General features: G+C 28.2%; 14 protein-coding genes. 8 read left to right on the top strand and 6 right to left on the bottom strand.

The features are described 5' to 3' along the window. Positions 1-121: 121 nt before the first annotated feature. On the top strand, positions 122-1,747 hold the full coding sequence (locus I1A51_RS08200; protein ID WP_196892908.1) for an ABC-F family ATP-binding cassette domain-containing protein: 1,626 nt from the start codon (positions 122-124) through the stop codon (positions 1,745-1,747). Positions 1,748-2,158: 411 nt separating this feature from the next. Continuing rightward, positions 2,159-6,169, top strand: a complete 4,011-nt coding sequence (locus I1A51_RS08195) for an HYR domain-containing protein (RefSeq protein WP_196892902.1) — start codon at positions 2,159-2,161, stop codon at positions 6,167-6,169. Positions 6,170-6,217: 48 nt separating this feature from the next. Here I1A51_RS08195 and I1A51_RS08190 read toward each other — a convergent pair whose 3' ends face one another. After that, positions 6,218-7,546 (bottom strand): lactonase family protein, encoded by a 1,329-nt coding sequence (locus I1A51_RS08190; RefSeq protein ID WP_196892900.1) that lies wholly within the window; start codon positions 7,544-7,546, stop codon positions 6,218-6,220. Between the two features lie 478 nt (positions 7,547-8,024). Here I1A51_RS08190 and I1A51_RS08185 point away from each other — a divergent pair, with 478 nt between their 5' ends. From I1A51_RS08185 to I1A51_RS08160, 6 genes are all read left to right on the top strand, one after another. After that, positions 8,025-10,640 carry a T9SS type A sorting domain-containing protein gene (locus I1A51_RS08185; RefSeq protein WP_196892899.1) on the top strand — a complete coding sequence of 872 codons (2,616 nt, stop codon included), beginning with the start codon at positions 8,025-8,027 and terminating at the stop codon, positions 10,638-10,640. Between the two features lie 190 nt (positions 10,641-10,830). After that, positions 10,831-11,637: a VanW family protein gene (locus I1A51_RS08180; RefSeq protein WP_196892897.1), complete on the top strand. Its 807-nt coding sequence runs from the start codon at positions 10,831-10,833 to the stop codon at positions 11,635-11,637. A gap of 11 nt (positions 11,638-11,648) precedes the next feature. Further along, positions 11,649-12,248, top strand: coding sequence for a hypothetical protein (locus I1A51_RS08175; protein WP_196892895.1), 600 nt, complete (start codon positions 11,649-11,651; stop codon positions 12,246-12,248). A 9-nt stretch (positions 12,249-12,257) separates the two neighbouring features. Beyond that, positions 12,258-12,821 carry an RNA 2'-phosphotransferase gene (locus tag I1A51_RS08170; protein ID WP_196892893.1) on the top strand — a complete coding sequence of 188 codons (564 nt, stop codon included), beginning with the start codon at positions 12,258-12,260 and terminating at the stop codon, positions 12,819-12,821. A gap of 9 nt (positions 12,822-12,830) precedes the next feature. After that, positions 12,831-13,106: a hypothetical protein gene (locus I1A51_RS08165; protein ID WP_196892891.1), complete on the top strand. Its 276-nt coding sequence runs from the start codon at positions 12,831-12,833 to the stop codon at positions 13,104-13,106. Between the two features lie 82 nt (positions 13,107-13,188). After that, positions 13,189-13,617: a hypothetical protein gene (locus I1A51_RS08160; RefSeq protein WP_196892889.1), complete on the top strand. Its 429-nt coding sequence runs from the start codon at positions 13,189-13,191 to the stop codon at positions 13,615-13,617. A 91-nt stretch (positions 13,618-13,708) separates the two neighbouring features. Here the strand turns inward: I1A51_RS08160 and I1A51_RS08155 are convergent, their stop codons facing one another. From I1A51_RS08155 to aroB, 5 genes are all read right to left on the bottom strand, one after another. Then, positions 13,709-14,236 (bottom strand): sigma-70 family RNA polymerase sigma factor, encoded by a 528-nt coding sequence (locus I1A51_RS08155; protein ID WP_196892887.1) that lies wholly within the window; start codon positions 14,234-14,236, stop codon positions 13,709-13,711. 75 nt (positions 14,237-14,311) lie between these two features. Next, the gene (locus tag I1A51_RS08150) at positions 14,312-14,488 is read right to left on the bottom strand and encodes a hypothetical protein (protein ID WP_196892884.1); all 177 of its coding nucleotides are present in this window, start codon (positions 14,486-14,488) and stop codon (positions 14,312-14,314) included. Positions 14,489-14,610: 122 nt separating this feature from the next. Continuing rightward, positions 14,611-15,381: a hypothetical protein gene (locus I1A51_RS08145; RefSeq protein WP_196892881.1), complete on the bottom strand. Its 771-nt coding sequence runs from the start codon at positions 15,379-15,381 to the stop codon at positions 14,611-14,613. Between the two features lie 252 nt (positions 15,382-15,633). Next, a complete protein-coding gene (recQ, locus tag I1A51_RS08140; protein ID WP_196892879.1) occupies positions 15,634-17,787 on the bottom strand; it encodes a DNA helicase RecQ in 2,154 nt (717 codons plus the stop codon). Positions 17,788-17,922: 135 nt separating this feature from the next. Continuing rightward, on the bottom strand, positions 17,923-18,981 hold the full coding sequence (gene aroB / locus I1A51_RS08135) for a 3-dehydroquinate synthase (protein WP_196892877.1): 1,059 nt from the start codon (positions 18,979-18,981) through the stop codon (positions 17,923-17,925). Positions 18,982-19,031 lie beyond the last annotated feature (50 nt).

Here is a 19,031-nt window from a genome sequence, read left to right as displayed (position 1 = left end):
AAGTTTTTTTAATTGCATTAATTTAAATAAAAACTTTACAAAAAATAAATAAAAGTTTTCATCTAAATCTGCTGTAATTTTTTAATTTTGCAAAAAAATAAAAATAAACAATAGTAATATAATGCTTACAGTATCAAATTTATCTGTTCAGTTTGGAAAGAGAATTTTGTTTGATGAAGTTAATACAAAGTTCACACAAGGAAACTGTTACGGAATTATCGGAGCGAATGGAGCGGGAAAATCTACATTCCTTAAAATATTATCTGGACAAATGGATCCAACATCTGGAAACGTTTCATTAGAGCCAGGAAAAAGAATGTCCGTTTTATCTCAGGATCACTTTGCTTTTGATGAATTTCCTGTTTTAGAGACTGTGATAATGGGTAATAAAAAGCTTTATGAGATTAAGAAAGAGATGGATGCAATTTATGCAAAACCTGATTTTTCTGAAGAAGATGGAATTAAAGCTGGTGAATTAGGAATTGAATATGAAGAAATGGGAGGTTGGACTGCTGAAAGTGATGCAGCTTCATTATTATCTTCATTAGGAATAAAAGAAGAGCAGCATTATACTTTAATGAGTGATTTGGATGGTAAAGCAAAAGTTCGTGTGTTATTAGCACAAGCACTTTTCGGAAATCCGGATGTATTAATCATGGATGAGCCTACCAATGATCTTGATTTTGAAACTATTTCATGGTTAGAAAATTTCTTAGCAAATTATGATAATACTGTAATTGTTGTATCGCATGACCGTCACTTCTTAGATGCTGTGTGTACACATATTTCAGATATTGATTTTGGTAAGATTAATCATTACTCTGGAAACTATACTTTCTGGTATGAATCTAGTCAGTTAGCTGCAAAACAAAGAGCACAACAGAATAAGAAAGCGGAAGATAAGAAGAAAGAATTAGAAGAATTTATCCGTCGTTTCTCTGCAAACGTTGCAAAATCTAAACAAGCAACAAGTAGAAAGAAAATGATTGATAAATTAAATGTAGAGGAAATTAAGCCTTCAAGTAGAAGATATCCAGCGATTATTTTTGATAAAGATAGAGAAGTTGGAGATCAAATCTTAAACGTAGAAAACTTAAGCAAAACTTTTGAAGGAGAAACATTATTCCAAGATATTCACTTTAATTTAAATAAAGGAGATAAAGTTGCTTTAATTTCCAGAAACTCACGTGCTGTTACTGCTTTTTACAATATTATTGCTGGAGAATCAGAAGCAGATACAGGAAAATTTAACTGGGGAGTTACAACTACACAATCTTATTTACCTCTAGATAACTCTGAGTTTTTCAAAGATGCTTCTTTAGACTTAGTAGATTGGCTACGTCAATATGCAAAAACTGAAGAAGAGAAAGAGGAGGTTTTCTTAAGAAGTTTCTTAGGAAGAATGATTTTCAGTGGAGAAGAAGCTTTAAAGAAATGTAATGTTCTTTCTGGAGGAGAAAAAGTTCGTTGTATGGTTTCGAGAATGATGATGACAAGAGCGAATGTTTTAATGTTAGATGAACCAACAAATCACTTAGACTTAGAATCAATTCAAGCTTTTAATAATTCATTAAAGAACTTCAAAGGAAATGTGATTTTTACAACTCATGATCATGAGTTTGCTCAGACTGTAGCGAACAGAATCATAGAGATTACACCTAATGGAGTTATAGATAAACACTTAACTTTTGATGAATATTTAGAAGATCCTAAAATTAAGGAATTGAGAGAAAAAATGTATTCTTAAAATATAAGAAAGTGGTTAAGAAAAAACTTAACCACTTTTTTCTTTTTATAATTTGCTTGAAATAAAAGAGTGTATTATACGACTAATAATGCAGAAACTTACTTTAAAAAATTACTTCTCAAAAAGGGTTGGATTGGAGTTAATTTTTTGATGATTTAAAGAAAAAAGGTTAAAATTTTGCAATTAAATTTAATTTATAAAAAGCTAATATATTTTGTAATTCTCTAAAATTTAGTCTTTTAAATTTTAAATTTGAAATTTTTAATATAAAAGAATGAAGATATTTGAATATTTCGTTTTTTTTTTAGAAATTGGCTGAAAGGTTATCCTTAGATGATTTTGTAGTAAAAGTTTATTAACCCCCTAAAACAAAACTATTTATTGTAGGATGGATAGTTTCTACTATTTAATATGAGGAAATATTTACACTTAATATTATTTTTTATATTAATAATACATGGTAATTATTCTTATTCAAAAAATAATACTTCTGAATTTACATGTTCCACACCTATCATCAGATATGTGAAGGCTGATGCGACTCCTGGTGGGAACGGAATGAGTTGGGCGACCGCCTATAATACTTTACAAGATGCTTTGACTGGTGATTTAACTTGCGTCCAAGTTTGGATTGCAGGTGGAACCTATTATCCAACACAAATGATTGACATTACAGATGAAAGAAGTCGATCAATTATTGTGGCAGATAATGTGGAAATATATGGAGGATTTGCAGGAACTGAGACTGCCATAAGTCAAAGAAATATTCAATTAAATGAAACAATAATTTCGGCAGATTTTGATGAAACTCCAACAGATGATACAGATAATTCTTATCATGCATTATACATATTAAATGCAACAGGAAACACAACAATAATTGATGGAATTACTATTCAAGATGGTAGAGGTAAGACAACAAGTACACCTTTTCATCAAGGAGGTGGAATTTATATCAAAAATTCTGTTGTGGATTTAAGAAACATGACTGTTAAAAATTGTAAAGCACAATATGGAGGTGGAATTTATACAATAAATTCGATTGTATCTATTGAAAATAGTACAATTAATAATAATTATGCTAATGTAGCTGGAGGTGGAATTTATAATGATGAAAACGGGATTTTAACTTATATGAATATCATTATCCATAATAACCAATCAGATTATTATGGTGGTGGATTATACAATGACAACTGTTCTATCGTAATGACAAATGCTCTTGTATATGAAAATACTACGAATTTTGTAGGAGGGGGAATTCGTAATCAAAAAACAACAATGACAATAAATAATGGAACAATTGTAAAAAATGTTTCAACAAATAACTTTGGAGGAGGAATTGGAAACAATGAAACGACAAATTTATATTTAAATAATTGTATTGTTTATTTTAATGAAGCTGCTGGTGATGCATTAAGATCGATTTATAATAAACCACCAAGTAATACATACGTAAAAAATTCATCAATTGATGGAGGTCTACCAAATATAAATGTTGGTGTAAATTATGGTGGAAATTTACATGAAGATCCTGTTTTTGTTGATATTGATAATGATAATTATCGATTAGAAGAATGTTCTCCTTTATTAAATGTTGGATTAAATAGTGAAAATACACTTGTAAAAGATTTAGCAGGAAATCCAAGAATTTTTAATTCTGGAATTATTGATATGGGAGCTTATGAATATCAGGGGGAACCATCTACAATTGAAACTCCAACAGGAGATACAGTTCAACATGTTTGTAATATAATTACTTTAGATGAAATTGTTGTTTCTTCACAAGATGGAACTGAAATTGTTTGGTATGCTACTGAAACTTCAACTGATATTTTAGATGGAACAACACAGATTGTTAGTGGAAACACATATTATGCAGAAGCGAAATCTACTACAAATGTTTGTCAAAGTGGAGGAAGATTAGGGATTCAAGTAATTGTTTCTGATACACAAGTTCCAGTTATTGAAAATTGTTTAGGAATTCAAATTTTAAATCCAGAAGCAAATTGTCAAGCAGTAATGCCTGATTATTCTGATATTTTAAGTATTGTAGATAATTGTAATTATACGGTTACACAAACTCCTGCTGCTGGAACAATGGTTGAAAATATTGTTAATGTAAATATTGTTGTTACAGATGATGCAGGAAATACTGCAACATGTGATTTTATAGCAGTTGTTCAAGATATTACAGCACCAGAATTAGTTTGTGGAGATGATATTATTGTAGTAAGTGATCCTGATTTATGTGGTACAATTGTAAATTATGATTTACCTGAAGTGATTGATAACTGTGATTCTGATTTAATTCCATCTTTAACAAATGGAATTGTAAGTGGAGCATTTTTCCCTGTAGGAGAAACAATTAATACTTTCCAAATTGAAGACTCTATTGGTAATGTTGTTACATGTACTCAAAAAGTAATAGTTCAAGAATCAGGTGCTTTAGCATTAAATTGTCCTGATAATATTGTAGTAAATAATGATCCTGGTGAATGTGGAGCAGTTGTTACTTTTGACCTACCTGAGGTTACTAATAATTGTGCATCTGTTTTAGTTGAGCAAACAGGAGGTTTAGTAAGTGGACAAGTATTTCCAGTTGGAATTACAGAAAATACATATAAAATTGAAAATGATTTAGGGGAAGTTATTACATGTTCTTTCACAATTGAAGTAATCGATTCTGAAGATCCAGTAATTGTTTGCCCAACAGACATAACTGCAAACGCAGATTCAGGTGGTTGTACAACGAATGTAACTTATAATTTACCTGAAATTACAGATAACTGTAAAACATATACAATCACACAAACTAATGGATTTGCAAGTGGTGAAGCTTTTCCTGTAGGAGAAACAACGAATACATTCTCAATTGTATCTGATGATGGAACAGAATCTTTTACATGTTCATTTAAAGTTACTGTTGATGCTGTAGATCCAATTGTTATTACATGTCCTTCAGATATTGTAATTACTAATGATTTCAATCAATGTGGTGCAGTTGTAACTTATGATTCACCTACAACTACAGGAAATTGTCTTGGTTTAGTTGCTACTCAAACATCAGGTTTAGCTTCTGGTGAATTATTTCCTATTGGAGAAACAGTTAATACTTTTGTTTATGAAGATGGAGATGGTGTTATCACAGAATGTTCATTTAAAGTTACTGTTGAAGATAATCAATCTTTAGTTTTAAGTTGTTCTGGAGATATTACTGTAGATAATGATCCAGGTGAATGTGGTGCAGTTGTAGATTATCCTATGCCTGTTGCAACAGATAATTGTGATCCAGTTTCATTTATCATGACTGAAGGTTTAGCTACTGGTTCGTTCTTTCCTATTGGAACAACTGCAATTACATATGAAATTATGAGTACAGATGGAACTCTTTATACTTGTTCATTTGATATCATTGTAAATGATGTTGAAGAGCCTCAAGTAGTTTGTACAACAGATGTTACTGTTAACTCAAGTACTGAAGTTTGTGGAGCTCATGTTGTTTATGATATACCACAGATGGTTGATAATTGTGCTTCTTCAGCTAACTTTACATTAATTGAAGGTGTTGAAAGTGGTGGATTTTTTGAAATTGGAACAACTGAAGTTAGATACCAATACATAAAAGATGATGGTGAAGTTTTAATTTGTGGTTTTAATGTTACTGTTGTTGATACAAATGATTTAGTAATTGAAGGATATATTAGTGATCATGAATTAACGTTAAATCATAATTGTACTTTAAGTTTACCAAACTATTTAGTATTAGATATGTTAAACCCAACTGGAACTTGCTCTGAGGTTTCAATGTCTCAAGATCCTGCTCCAGGAAGTCAAATTACTGAAGATACACAAGTGACAATTAAAGCTGAAGATGAATTAGGAAATACAGATACATTCACATTTACAGTTTTAATTAAAGATGAAACAATGCCTGTAATTGAAGAAGGTTGTCCAGAAAATCAAGTAATTTTACTAGATTATGGAAGTCAATATACAATGGAGGATTTTATGGGGGATATTGTTGTTTCAGATAACTGTACATTTGAAGTTACACAAGATCCAGAAGTTGGAGAATTACTTCCTTTTGGAATGCATATTGTAAAAATTAAAGTCGAAGATATTTCTGGAAATATTGAAATTTGTGAATTTGAATTACAATTAGACGAGGATATTTCAGTAGGAGAAGAAGAATTAGTTAATTTTAATATTTATCCAAATCCAACAAGAGATTATTTATATATTTCTTCTTCAAGAATTGTTGACACTGTTGAAATTTATTCTTTATTAGGACAAAAAGTAATGACTGTTTCTGAAACGAATATCAATCAAGTTGATGTATCTGAATTAGAAATTGGAACTTATCTTATCGTTTGTAAGTCAGATGAATTCTCATTACAAAAGAAATTTATAAAAAGATAATCATTAAATTATATATAAAAAAAGCTCGGTATCTAACCGAGCTTTTTTTTATTTTGAATATCCTACTAATCCGAGGAATATTTCTTGTTCACTTGTTTTTCCTATGGAACTAGGAATCGCATATGGAGAAGATGATAATTCCGTTAATGAACCATCTGAATTTAAATAAAAAATAGAAATTTTATGGGAATTCACAGCTGAAATAGCATATACATAATTTCCTAAATTAATAATATCTTTTAATTCTCTTCCATTTAAATCTCTTGCAGGAGTAATATATGGATCTGCAACAATTGATAAAGCATCATCAGCTGCAACTTTATAAGAAGCAACAGAATTTTCTCCTAAATTAACAGTTAATAAATGTTGCTTATCTTCTGTAATTGTAGCCCAACACGAAGAATTGTCTAATTCTAATCCAGATCGAAAATTTTGTTCAATGTCTAAATTATTTGAATTGATTCGAAGTACATCATAATCAATTCTATCTTCTGTTAAATTAAAACTAGTTGTATAAATATTATTTCCAGTATTTGACCAAATTGCAGCTACAGTTCCAGCTACACCTGGTTCTGCAAAAATACCAGTATTTGTTGCACTTCCATTATTAAAATCATAGAAATAAATTTGACTTGATTTTAATAAGTTTGGATTAGGAAAATCAATATCAATATGTATAATTCCTAAAGTTGATACAATCAATTTACTTCCGTTTTCATTAAAATCTACACAGGCAACTCCACCAATATTTCCATCAAAATAAGTATCTAAAATAGTTTCAAAAGTTAGAAGTCCAGTGTCTTTATCTAAAGAATATAAAACAATATTTCTTTCATTTGTGTTTACCAATTCTCCAAAAGGAATTTCATTTGCTCCAGCATATCCAAAAATCGAATGCTGATTTCCAACTACAACCCAAGTTTTATCATTTGTTTCCGTAATTGCAATAGAAACTGGTCGAATTCCTCTACTATCAATATTAAAAGATGAATCATCTGAAGGAGTTTGATCAATTAATGTCAAATTTCCAGAAGGTTTATCAATTTTAAAAACAGAAATTGTCCCATTTACAGGATTCTTTCCAGCATTTACAACTAATAATAAATCATCAATCATTCTTATTGAATATTGAGCATCAAAATCTCCCTGCTCTGTAGCACCCAAATCTTTTGTAAAAAAAGGAGAATTTTCTAATTCTTCGATTGTTCCATCGATAAATTGTTTAAATCCTAATACAGCATTTTGACCATTTGCATTTGTAGAAGTATACATATAACCAGTAATTAATGGTTCAGCTGGAATTGTTTTTACATCATCATCATTATTACAAGAAAATAAAATGATGGATAATAATGTTAAAAAGTATAAATTTCGCATAACTATTTGATTTTCAATATAAATTTACTTTTTTTTCTTGGTTTAATTTATTTTAAATACTGAAAATCAATTATTTAATTATTTTTTAAGATATTAAGAAAAAGTCTGTTAGTTTCTTCAATAAAACGCGTCTAATTATAGCAATTATGTTGAACTTTTTGTAAGAAAATATCAAGTTGTAGATTTTTTTAGCTAAAATTGACTCTTTTTTTATTTAAAAAATCTAAAAAACCTATAGGATAAGTAGGAAAATAAATCTGTTTATTTTGCTCAAAAAACTTAATATTTTTAACTAAAATTAATTTTATGTTAAAAAATAAATAGATTCTCAATAAATTTAAATAGATAATTATTTTTTTATAAAACGTTTTAAAAGATTGCTTTTGTATTATGAATACTAATAATCTATAGTTATTATTGCCAATTACATTATAGATTTCTAATTAATCCCAATTTAATTTAAACAGTTAACACATTTATGAAAAAATTTTTACTACCTATTGTTTTGTTGGCTACTACTGCAATAAATGCACAATCGGATGCACCTGCAAGAAGAGAAGCCGCCAAAACGCAAACTAGTGAAGTTTTAAACTTTAATCAAAGAATTGCAGAATTAGATATGTATTGGAAAAGTGTTCCAAACGATTTTAAAGGAAGCGGAATTAAAGTTTATGAAAGATGGAAGGAGAATTGGAGACACAGAGTAAATTCTGATGGTTCTTTATTTTCTCCTGCTCAAATTGCAGAAGCTTGGAACAGACTAAACGATATTAAATTTAGACAAACAGAAGAAAATACAGGAGAGTGGATTCCTTTAGGACCATTTAATCATAGTAATGTTGGTTCTTGGAGTCCAGGACAAGGAAGAGTGAATATTTCTGTTATTGATCCAAATAATCCTAATACAATTTATGTTGGTTCACCAGATGGAGGATTATGGAAATCAAAAGATCATGGAACTTCATGGAATTCATTAACTGACTACTTGCCGTCAATTGGTATTTCTGGAATTGCAGTCGATTATAATGATTCAAATATTATTTATATTTCTACTGGAGATGAAGATGCACGTGATTCTTATTCAGATGGAGTATATAAATCAATTGATGGAGGTGCGACTTGGAATAAGTTAGAAAATTTAAGTGGATTTACAGTTTCAGGTGAAATTTTGATGAATCCAAATGATTCTAATATGCTTTGGGTTTGTACAAATGGAGGTTTATTCAAAACTACTGATGCAGGAGAGACTTGGACGAAAGTTGTTTCTAATGTGGTAAAAGAAATTCGTTTAAATCCAGAAGATCCTAATACAATTTATATTGTAGTTCGAGTTGGTACGAATTCATATATCATGAAATCAACAAATGCGGGAGATTCTTTTTCGCAAATTCACTATGCTACGCAAGCAGGTAGAACTGTAATTGCAACAACACCAGATGATTCTGGATATCTGTATGTTCTTTACTCTAATAATGATGAATCTTATAAAGCTTTATATAAATCGACAGATAGTGGAGAGTCTTTTATACAAATACATAGTGGAGAAGATTTAGATATTTATGATGGAAGTGGTCAAGCGTTTTACGATTTAGCAATGACAGTTTCTGATACAAATAAAAACGAAATATTTATTGGGAATTTAAATATTTATAAATCTTCTAATGGAGGAAATACATTCTCTAGAATTACAGTTTGGAATCAACCTGAAAGTCCTTCATATACACACTCTGATATTCATGATTTAAAGTTTTATAACGGAAAATTATATGCTTCTACAGATGGTGGAATATATATTTCTTCAGATGGTGGAGTGAATTTTGATGATAAAACTCATGGGTTGAATATTAGTCAATTATATAGAATTGATGTAGCTCCAGAAACAAGTTCAAAAATTGTTGGAGGATTACAAGATAATGGAGGTTTTGCATTTTCAAATGAAAGCTGGAAAGTTTATCATGGAGCTGATGGAATGGATGCTGCAATTGATCCAACAGATTCAAATTATTACTTTGGATTTATTCAAAATGGAGGATATTTATTTGTCTACGATGTTGTAAATAATGATGGTTTTGCAATTGCTTCTGCTCCTGGAGTTAATGGTGATTGGGTTACTCCTCTTGAATTTGGAGGTGAAGGAACTCTTTATGCTGGATATGATAAATTATATAAATTACAACTTAATGATGCACAAACACAATATTCATTTGTGCCTGTAACAAAAGTTATAAGTTCTACTGCACCTAACTTTTATAAAAATTTAGCGATTATTAGAGTAGATCCAACAAATGAAGATAACGTTTTGTTTTCTGATGAATATAGAGTTTATAAAACAAATCCTTCTAGTATTGATGCCAATGGTCAAATGACTTATTCTGTTGTGAATACTCCAACTGGAAGTCAATTCTGGGGGAATTTTATCACAAATATTGATTTTAATAAAAATGATTCAAACATCATTTATGTAACAACTCAATCAGCTGTTTTTAAGTCAATTGATGGAGGAGAATCTTGGACAGATATTACATATAATTTACCAACTGAAGGAGTTTCAAATGTTACAATTGCACATCAGCAAAATTCGCCAAATAATACAATTTATTTAGCACAAAGTAATGCTGTTTATTATATGGATGATACTACAGAGGAATGGACTTTATATAACAATAATTTACCGCACACACATATCCGTGATTTAGAAATTAATTCTATAGAAAATCATCTTGTGATTGCAACTTACGGAAGAGGTGTATGGAGAGCTCCAGTTGTTGATAATAGTTTAAATGATGTTGATGAAGAAGATAACACAGATGGAGAAGATACATTAAATGTTGAGGATTATGCAAATTTAGATCTTAAAGCAGGAGATGTTTTCCCAAATCCAATTCAAAATACAGCACATGTTAATTTAAGTATTGATGAAAAAGCAACTTTACAAGTTTTTGATTTAAAAGGAAATGTTGTTTTAGAAAGAAAATACGATGCAATTTTACCTAATACAGACTTAGATTTTACAACATTAAGAAATGGACAGTATATTTTAAGAATTACTTCGCCAAAGCACTTAGTGACAAAGAAAATTTTAATTAGAAAATAAATTACTTAGTTTTTCAAATATAAAAAGTCACATTTTACGGAATGTGGCTTTTTTTTACATAAATTTTAATAAATTGCTCAAAAATTGATTTTTACCATATTTTGCAACTTCTATTTTAAATTAATAAAATTATCTTGGCATAATTTTCCTTTGAAAATAGTTTTTAAAGTTTAAATAAAAAATGTAAAATATGAGAAATGAAATTGAAAAGCCGATTAAGAGAAGTAAAGTTAGACAAGTTTTAGGAAAAGAATATTTTATTTTAAAAAGAAAGTTCAAATGGATTTTTGATGAAAATATATATGCTAAAACAAAGCTATCTGAAAGCTATGATTATTCTGTTTACAAACACCAATCCGTTATTTTAAGAAAACTCAAAGATGTTGATATGTATCTTCAAGAAAATAAAAGAGTAAACTTAGAATTAGCAATTAAAGAAATTGATGGAATTGTAATTCATCCAGGAGAAACATTTTCGATTTGGAAATTAGTTGGAAGACCAACTGTTTCAAAAGGTTATTTAGAAGGTTTGGTTTTAAAAAGTGGTAAAATTGCGAAAGATATCGGAGGAGGTTTGTGTCAATTAGGAAATTTACTTTTTTGGATTTTTGCCCATAGTCCTTTAACTATTACAGAAAGATATCGTCATGGTTATGATGTTTTTCCAGATGTAAAACGAAAAGTTCCGTTTGGAGCTGGTGCAACTTTATCTTTTAATCATATCGATTTACAAGTTAAAAACGAAACAGAAAATACGTTTATTATAAAACTTTGGTTAGATGAAACTCATTTACACGGTGAATTATTTTCAAAAACAAAAATCGAAGAAACATATAAAATTGAAGAAAGAAATCATCAAATAAAACAACAATATTGGGGAGGTTATTCAAGGCATAATCAGATTTTTAAAATTGTAACTAAAAAAGAAAAAATAATTGAAGAAAAATTAATTGTTGAAAATCATGCAATCATGATGTACAACCCTTTTATTGAATAAATATAGAATACATGAAAAAGATTACTACATTATTTAAAAAAAATCCAGAAGATTTAGGAAGAGTTATTAATGAAATTAACCCTGATAATTTATGGGTTTTAGAAAAAGGAATTGCTACAAGAAAATTTGATGGAACTTCTTGTGCGATTATCAATGGAAATTTATTTAAAAGATATGATGCGAGAATTAATAAAAAAACAGGAAAATATAAAAAACCAATTCCTGAAAATGCAATTCCATGTCAACCAGCAGATGTAAATTCTGGTCATCATCCACATTGGGTTCCTTGTAATAGAGAAAATAAAGCAGATCAATATCATTTTCAGGGTTTTGATAAATTGAATGAAAAAACCGATGGAACTTATGAACTTTGTGGTGAAAAAGTGCAATCAAATCCAGAAAACATTATCGAGCATGAATTGATAAAACATGGTTCTGTAAGTTTTAAATTAGATGATTTAAGTTTTGATGGAATTAAGACTTTTTTATCTGAAAATGATATAGAAGGAATTGTTTTTAAACATCCTGAAAAAGAATTAATGTGTAAAATTCGTCAATCTGATTTTGGTTTAAAACGAATTAAAAATGAAGAGGAAATTTTAAATTATTAAAAAGAAAAAGTGAAAAAAGATAAAGAAAAGAACTATAGAAGAATCAGTAAGTTTTTAAGTTTAGTTTTAAGGCATCAACCAGAAAAAATTCATTTAACAATGGATGAAAATGGTTGGGTTTCTGTTTCACAATTACTTTCTAATATGAATAAATTCCAGCATAAAATAGGTATGGAATTGCTAGAAGAAGTTGTAGAAACAAACGAAAAAAAACGTTTTGCATTTAATGAAGATAAAACAAAAATACGTGCTAATCAAGGTCATTCTGTACAAGTTGATTTAGCTTATACTGCTAAAACACCACCAGAAATTTTATATCATGGAACAGCAATAAAATTCACAGATTCTATTTATAAAACAGGATTGCAAAAGAAAAAGCGTCATCATGTGCATTTAAGTAAAGATTTTGAAACTGCTGAAAAAGTCGGAAGAAGACATGGACAATTAGTTGTTTTTGAAATAAATACTACAAAAATGGTAGCGGAAAATTTTAAATTTTTTAAATCTGAAAATGGTGTTTGGCTAGTAGAGGAAATTCCTGTAAAATTTTTAAAAGAAATTCATAGAGATTAATAAAAAGAAATGCTAAATTTTATACAGACGAAAAAGAAAAGTAATGAAGAATTGATTGCTTATTATGAGGGAAAAGGGAAATATATTGAAGGTTTTGCTTGGTCTATGATAATGATTTTTCTTAACGAATTTATTTATCCATTATTAATTTCAAAACCCATATTATTTGATTTTTTATTTTGGAAAAAAGTAATTTTATGGTTTGTTTTTGGATTTATTTATGGAATTATTTTTAGTAAAATAGTTTTAAAAACCATAAAAAAGAAAGTGAATTTAGATTCTTGAAAATAGTTTAAAATAAAACGAAATAAATATCTGTTTTTGTGATTATAATTTCGTATTTATGTTAAAATTTAAAAATATAATTATGATTAAAGAAAATTCAGTAGAGTCTTTTTTTATTAGTGCAGGTATTTATTTAGGTGGAGCTATCGTTTTTGGTGTTATTTATCCAATGATTTTAGGATTAGGTTACGCCGCTGGAGTTATCTATTTTTTAATTTTTCCAATGGTAATTATCATAACATCGAATTTTTCAAAAGAACGTGAAAAATTTCTTCATAAAGATGGAAATGGAAATATTGTTTTAGCGAAAGGCTATGCAAAATTAGCAAAACCTGTATCTTTTATTCTTTTCCTTTTTGCTTCTTTAATTTCTTGGTTTTTTTGGAGCGAAATGATTTTGAAAATTTTTATAGCAAATATTGTTATAAGCTTTTTAGTTGGATTTATTGCTCAAAAAGCTTTTCAAAAAGGTTATTTTGAAACGAAAGGAGTTTTAGGCTTTTTAGAATAATTAAAACAAAACATAAAAAATGAAACACGATATACTGTTATCGTGTTTTTTTATAAATAATATTAAATATTACATAAAATGTAGCAAAAATTTAATTACAATTTTTTCCTGAACATTTATGATTTACAATTCTCCCTTTTTGATTTTGAATTACATTACAACAATCTGAAATCAAATTCTGTAGTTTTTTTCTTCCTCTTTGAATTTTTGATCTAACTGTTGTGTAATTTATATCTAAATTTTCAGCAATTTCTTTTTGTGATATATCCTGGATTTCGGACATTTCAATTATATTCTGATATTCTTTTGGAAGCTTATCAATAAACTTAAAGATACAAGAACAAATCTCATTTTTAGAATCTTCAAATTTTTCATTTATCACAAATGTAGATTCGATTATTTCTTCATTATAAATTTTCTTTTTTCGATAATAATCAATAATCGTATTTTTAGCAATCTTAAAAAGTAGATTTTTAAAATTTGATTTTTCAGCAATAGCAGCTTTTGAAAATTTATAAAAAACTTCCTGTGTAATATCTTCTGCATCCTCTTTATTATTGATTCTTTTTTTTACAAATAATAGGAGAGGAGCGTAAATTTCTTCAATTTCTTTATTCATAATTTTGCTATTTCTTTTTTAAAAATATAAAATAAAGTTTGTGAAGATTTTTTCCTCACAAACTTTGACTTTTAATTAACAGCAAGTTTTGTTCTCGCTATTACAACAAGTATCTGTTCCATTGTCACAACATGCATTATATTTTCCATCTGCACAACAATCCGCTGAACAGCAAGTACAATTTTCTGGCGGACAACAACAGTTCTCTGTAGAATTATTTACTGAATTGAATTTATTATTTACATCTTTCATGAGTTCTAAAATTTTATGTTTTCATATATAAAGACGTAATACTTAAAAAATGATGCATTTTTTACAATAAAAAAACCGAGATTATTAAACAATCTCGGTTTTCATTTTTTAGGATGTTTAAATTATTTCAATTTAACTTCAAATGACATAATTGATGGATCTTTCATGACTTCTTCTATATCGTATGAAATTCTCAAAGTTTTTCCATCTTGAGAAATCATTGCTTTGTCTGAAGAAACTTTTTTAATTTTTCTTGGAAAAACATATTCAATCTCATATTCCATTGATTTTCCAATCATATTCATCATACTTCCAAATTTATCATCATCATCATTTTCTTCAATTTCAGATGATTCATTTGTTTCTTCTGTTTTTTTATTTGCTGCAATTCTTTTAAATCTTTTTCTTTTATAAGAATAGGTTACTTTTTGTCCAATTTGTGGAATACTTGAATTGTTTTCTTGAACACCTTTTACTTTTGATTCTTTTTTTGATTTATCCATTGCATAATCGAAATTTTCATGCATTAAGTTTAAATCATCTATTCCATTAAAACTTTTATAAATACGAATAAAAGCATCACCAGAATCAATATCCATTTTTGTTTGCATTTTTAATCCTCGAAGATTTTCTAATTTTCTTTTATCATAAGAAGTTTCAGCACTGTCTTTATATGATTCAATAATATCATCAAAATAGACTATTGTATCATATTTCTGTTCATTCTTTTTATCAGAATCTCCCATCATAGATCCTGCCATACTAACCATTGGACTCAAATCTACAGATAATTCATAATCACCAGTCATGTCTTCATTAAATACGATTTTTTCTTTCATACTACATGAAAACAAAGAGATTGATAGTACTAATAATTGTAAAATTTTCTTCATTTTTTGAACTTTTTAAATTTTAAAACAAATATAAGATAACTCAAATGGATTTTTTTTAAAAAGTATAAAATTAATTAATACATATAATGTAGCGAAATAATTATTTTTTTTTTTGATATAGCTTCAATTACTACTTATTATGTAGCAAAAAATATTAAATTTTTAAATAGGTTAATAAAGTATTCTAAAATAAAAAAAGGAATCATAATTTAATGACTCCTTAATTTTATATTATTTATTTTATTTTTCAAACTACTTTTCTAAAACAGCTAAACCAATTCTGATTTTTGAATAGGAAAGTTCTTCATTTAAAAAAGTATAGTAATCTTTCAAACCTATTGGATTTTCAATCTCTTTTTTCGCTTTTTTAACTTTTGATAATTCTTCGTCAGTTATAAAATCAGAAAGATTCAATTTAAATCCCATTTCATACATTTTTAATAAATGACCTAGAATTGTAGTTTTTGCTAAATTTCGTTGCTCTGCAATTTGATCTATAGAATAACCTTGTTCATATAATTCATAAGAAGTTTTATAAGTTCCTCCTTTTTCTCGTTTTTTCTTTTCTTTCTTCTTTTTTGGATTTACAGTAACTAAAACTTTTTTAATTTCTATATTATTTTCTTCTACATATTTTTTAATTTCAGAAATAAAAGCTTCGCCATAAGTATCTGCTTTTTTCTGCCCAACTCCCGAAACTTCTAAAAACTCTGAAATTGTCAAAGGCAATTTTTTTTGCATATCTCTTAAAGCTGCATCACCGAAAACTAGATAAGGAGCAATATTTTTTTCGTTTGCAATTTTTCTTCTTAATGTTCTTAAATTTTCATAAAGAGCTGCATGTTCACTGGAATCTACAATAACCTCAACTTGTTTTGTTTTCTTTTTATTAAAATCTTGAAGCGATGTTAAAGAAACTTTTGTTCCTTGAAACAAGACATTTTTTCCAAGAGGTGTCACTTTTATATGATTTGATTCGTGAAAAGCAACTTCACAAAAACCTAAATTTATTAATTGAATCATATATTGCTGCAAATCTTTCCAAGCCAATTCTTGAGCAACACCATAAGTTTTTAGATTCTGATAATTTTTCTCTAAGATATTTTGATTTCGAGAACCTTTTAAAAAATCAATTACAACATTTAATGGTTCCTTTTCTTGCAAACGCATTATTCCCGAAAGAATTTTTTGGGCTAAAATAGTTCCATCAAAAAAGGTTGGCGGATTTTTACAAACATCACAATTTCCACAATCTTTAATTATATGTTCTCCAAAATAATTCAATAAAATCTTACGACGACAACTTAATGCATCTGCATATTGTTTCATTCGTTCAATTTTTGAAAGTTGCACCTCAGCGTTATTTGAATCTTGAGCAAAATTTTGAAGTTGAATTACATCACCATAACTATGAAAAAGAATCGTTTCCGAATCTAAACCATCACGACCAGCACGTCCAATTTCTTGATAATAACCTTCAATGTTTTTTGGTAAATTATAATGAATTACCCAACGAACATTCGATTTATCAATTCCCATCCCAAAAGCAACAGTCGCACAAATCACATCTGTATTATCTTGAATAAAGTTTTCTTGTACTTTTTCTCTAGATTCATGATCCATTCCAGCGTGATAACTTGCAGCATTAATTCCAACATTTTGTAATTTAGAAGCAATACTTTCTGTTGTTTTTCTACTTAAGCAATAAATAATTCCGCTCTGATTTGGTCGTTCTTGAATAAACTTTACAATTTGCTTAATACGATCATTTGCTGGACGAACTTCCAAAGAAAGATTTGGTCTATCAAAAGAAGAAATAAATTTGGAAGCATTTGGGATATCTAATTGTTTCAAAATATCTTCACGAGTTGCTTTATCCGCAGTTGCTGTTAAAGCTATAAGTGCTGCATTTGGAAATGCCTTTTTAAGATAATTCAAACTAGTATATGCTGGACGAAAATCATGTCCCCAAGCAGAAATACAATGTGCTTCATCAATTGCGATTAAAGAAATTTCCAAAGTCTTCAAAAAATTATCAAACATAGAAAGACTTTCTGGAGCTATATATAGAATTTTTAATTCTTTTTTTTCTGCTAAATGAAAAACCTCAGCTTGATCTTCTTGGCTTTGACTACTATTTAAAAAAGCAGCGGTAATTCCATTTGCATTTAATCCATCCACTTGATCTTTCATCAAAGCAATTAAAGGAGAAATTACAATCGTGATTCCTGGAAGTAGAGTAGAAGGTAATTGATAACAAATAGATTTTCCTCCTCCAGTTGGCATAATAACCAAGGAATCATTTTTTGCAAAAATATTTTTTATAATATCATATTGAAGCGGACGAAATTCATCGTAACCAAAATATTTTTTAAGTGCGTTGTAAATTTCTCTTTTTTGAATCATCTGTTTTTCTTTTTAATAACTATTTCATTTTTGTTTCTTTCGGGGACTGAGCGAAGTTGAAATCGATTTTAATTTTAATTTCAAATTTATTAGACTTCGGCTTCGCTCAGTCTTCGACTAAAAAGATAATTAAATTTACTTATTATAAAAATCTAAAGCTTCAATAAGTAAATCATTTTCCACTTGACAATCGATTTTATATTTTTCTATATTTTTAAGTAACACAAAATTCACTTTTCCTCCAATATTCTTTTTATCATGTTTTAATAAATCAAGAATACCATTATAATCTTCAGATTTTACTTCAATTTTACCGTAAATATTATGTGAAATAGATTTTAGTTTTTCAACAATTTCCATTGGGAAGTTTAGCAGTTTATTTGAAATATAACATTCCATAATCATTCCAAGAGTAATTGCTTCTCCATGTGTAATATTTTCTTTTTCTTCCGAATCTAAAAAATACGATTCAATTGCATGTCCTAGAGTATGACCAAAATTTAAAATCTTACGTAAACTTTGTTCCTTTGGATCTCGAAGAACTACTTCATTTTTAATTTCAATACTTCTATGAATTAAATGATCAACATCCAAAGTATTTAAATCATAAAAAGCTTCCCAAACTTTTGCATCATATGTTAAACCGTATTTAATTACCTCAGCTAATCCAGAACGTAATTCTCTATCTGGAACAGAATGTAAATAATAAGTATCAACAAGAACCATTTCAGGATTTGCAAAAAAACCAATTTGATTTTTCAGCACACCTAAATCTACTCCTGTCTTTCCTCCAACAGAAGCATCAACCATACTAAGTAAAGTTGTAGGAATATTAATAAATGGAATTCCACGTTTGAATGCAGAAGCAACAAACCCTCCTAAATCTGTGATAACTCCACCTCCAAGATTAATTACTAAACTTTTTCTATCTCCGTTTAATTCTGTAAGAGCTTCCCAAAGATGTGTACAAGTTTGTAAGTTTTTATTTTCTTCTCCAGATTCAATTTCAATAATTTCCAAAGTTGCATCTGTTGCCATTTCTTGTAAAAGTTTTGGCAAACAATTTTCATTTGTATGTTCGTCAACAATAATGAAAATTGTAGAAGGTTTATTCTCTGCTAAATAAGCATTTAAATGTTTATATCCTTCTTCTTGAAAATGTATTGAATAATCTACTGCCTGAATCGTTTTCATATTTTATATTTTAACGATGCAAATTACGATGAAATTATTGATAAACTCAA

Origin of the sequence: Aureivirga marina (genome assembly GCF_015767265.1) — a bacterium.
GTDB lineage: Bacteria > Bacteroidota > Bacteroidia > Flavobacteriales > Flavobacteriaceae > Aureivirga > Aureivirga marina.
This window is presented reverse-complemented; position numbering and strand designations above follow the sequence as displayed.

Coding starts and splice junctions, on each gene's coding strand:
- I1A51_RS08200 (WP_196892908.1), top strand. CDS start 122: ATGCTTACAGTATCAAATTTATCTGTTCAGTTTGGAAAGAGAATTTTG.
- I1A51_RS08195 (WP_196892902.1), top strand. CDS start 2,159: ATGAGGAAATATTTACACTTAATATTATTTTTTATATTAATAATACAT.
- I1A51_RS08190 (WP_196892900.1), bottom strand. CDS start 7,546: ATGCGAAATTTATACTTTTTAACATTATTATCCATCATTTTATTTTCT.
- I1A51_RS08185 (WP_196892899.1), top strand. CDS start 8,025: ATGAAAAAATTTTTACTACCTATTGTTTTGTTGGCTACTACTGCAATA.
- I1A51_RS08180 (WP_196892897.1), top strand. CDS start 10,831: ATGAGAAATGAAATTGAAAAGCCGATTAAGAGAAGTAAAGTTAGACAA.
- I1A51_RS08175 (WP_196892895.1), top strand. CDS start 11,649: ATGAAAAAGATTACTACATTATTTAAAAAAAATCCAGAAGATTTAGGA.
- I1A51_RS08165 (WP_196892891.1), top strand. CDS start 12,831: ATGCTAAATTTTATACAGACGAAAAAGAAAAGTAATGAAGAATTGATT.
- I1A51_RS08160 (WP_196892889.1), top strand. CDS start 13,189: ATGATTAAAGAAAATTCAGTAGAGTCTTTTTTTATTAGTGCAGGTATT.
- I1A51_RS08155 (WP_196892887.1), bottom strand. CDS start 14,236: ATGAATAAAGAAATTGAAGAAATTTACGCTCCTCTCCTATTATTTGTA.
- I1A51_RS08150 (WP_196892884.1), bottom strand. CDS start 14,488: ATGAAAGATGTAAATAATAAATTCAATTCAGTAAATAATTCTACAGAG.
- I1A51_RS08145 (WP_196892881.1), bottom strand. CDS start 15,381: ATGAAGAAAATTTTACAATTATTAGTACTATCAATCTCTTTGTTTTCA.
- recQ (WP_196892879.1), bottom strand. CDS start 17,787: ATGATTCAAAAAAGAGAAATTTACAACGCACTTAAAAAATATTTTGGT.
- aroB (WP_196892877.1), bottom strand. CDS start 18,981: ATGAAAACGATTCAGGCAGTAGATTATTCAATACATTTTCAAGAAGAA.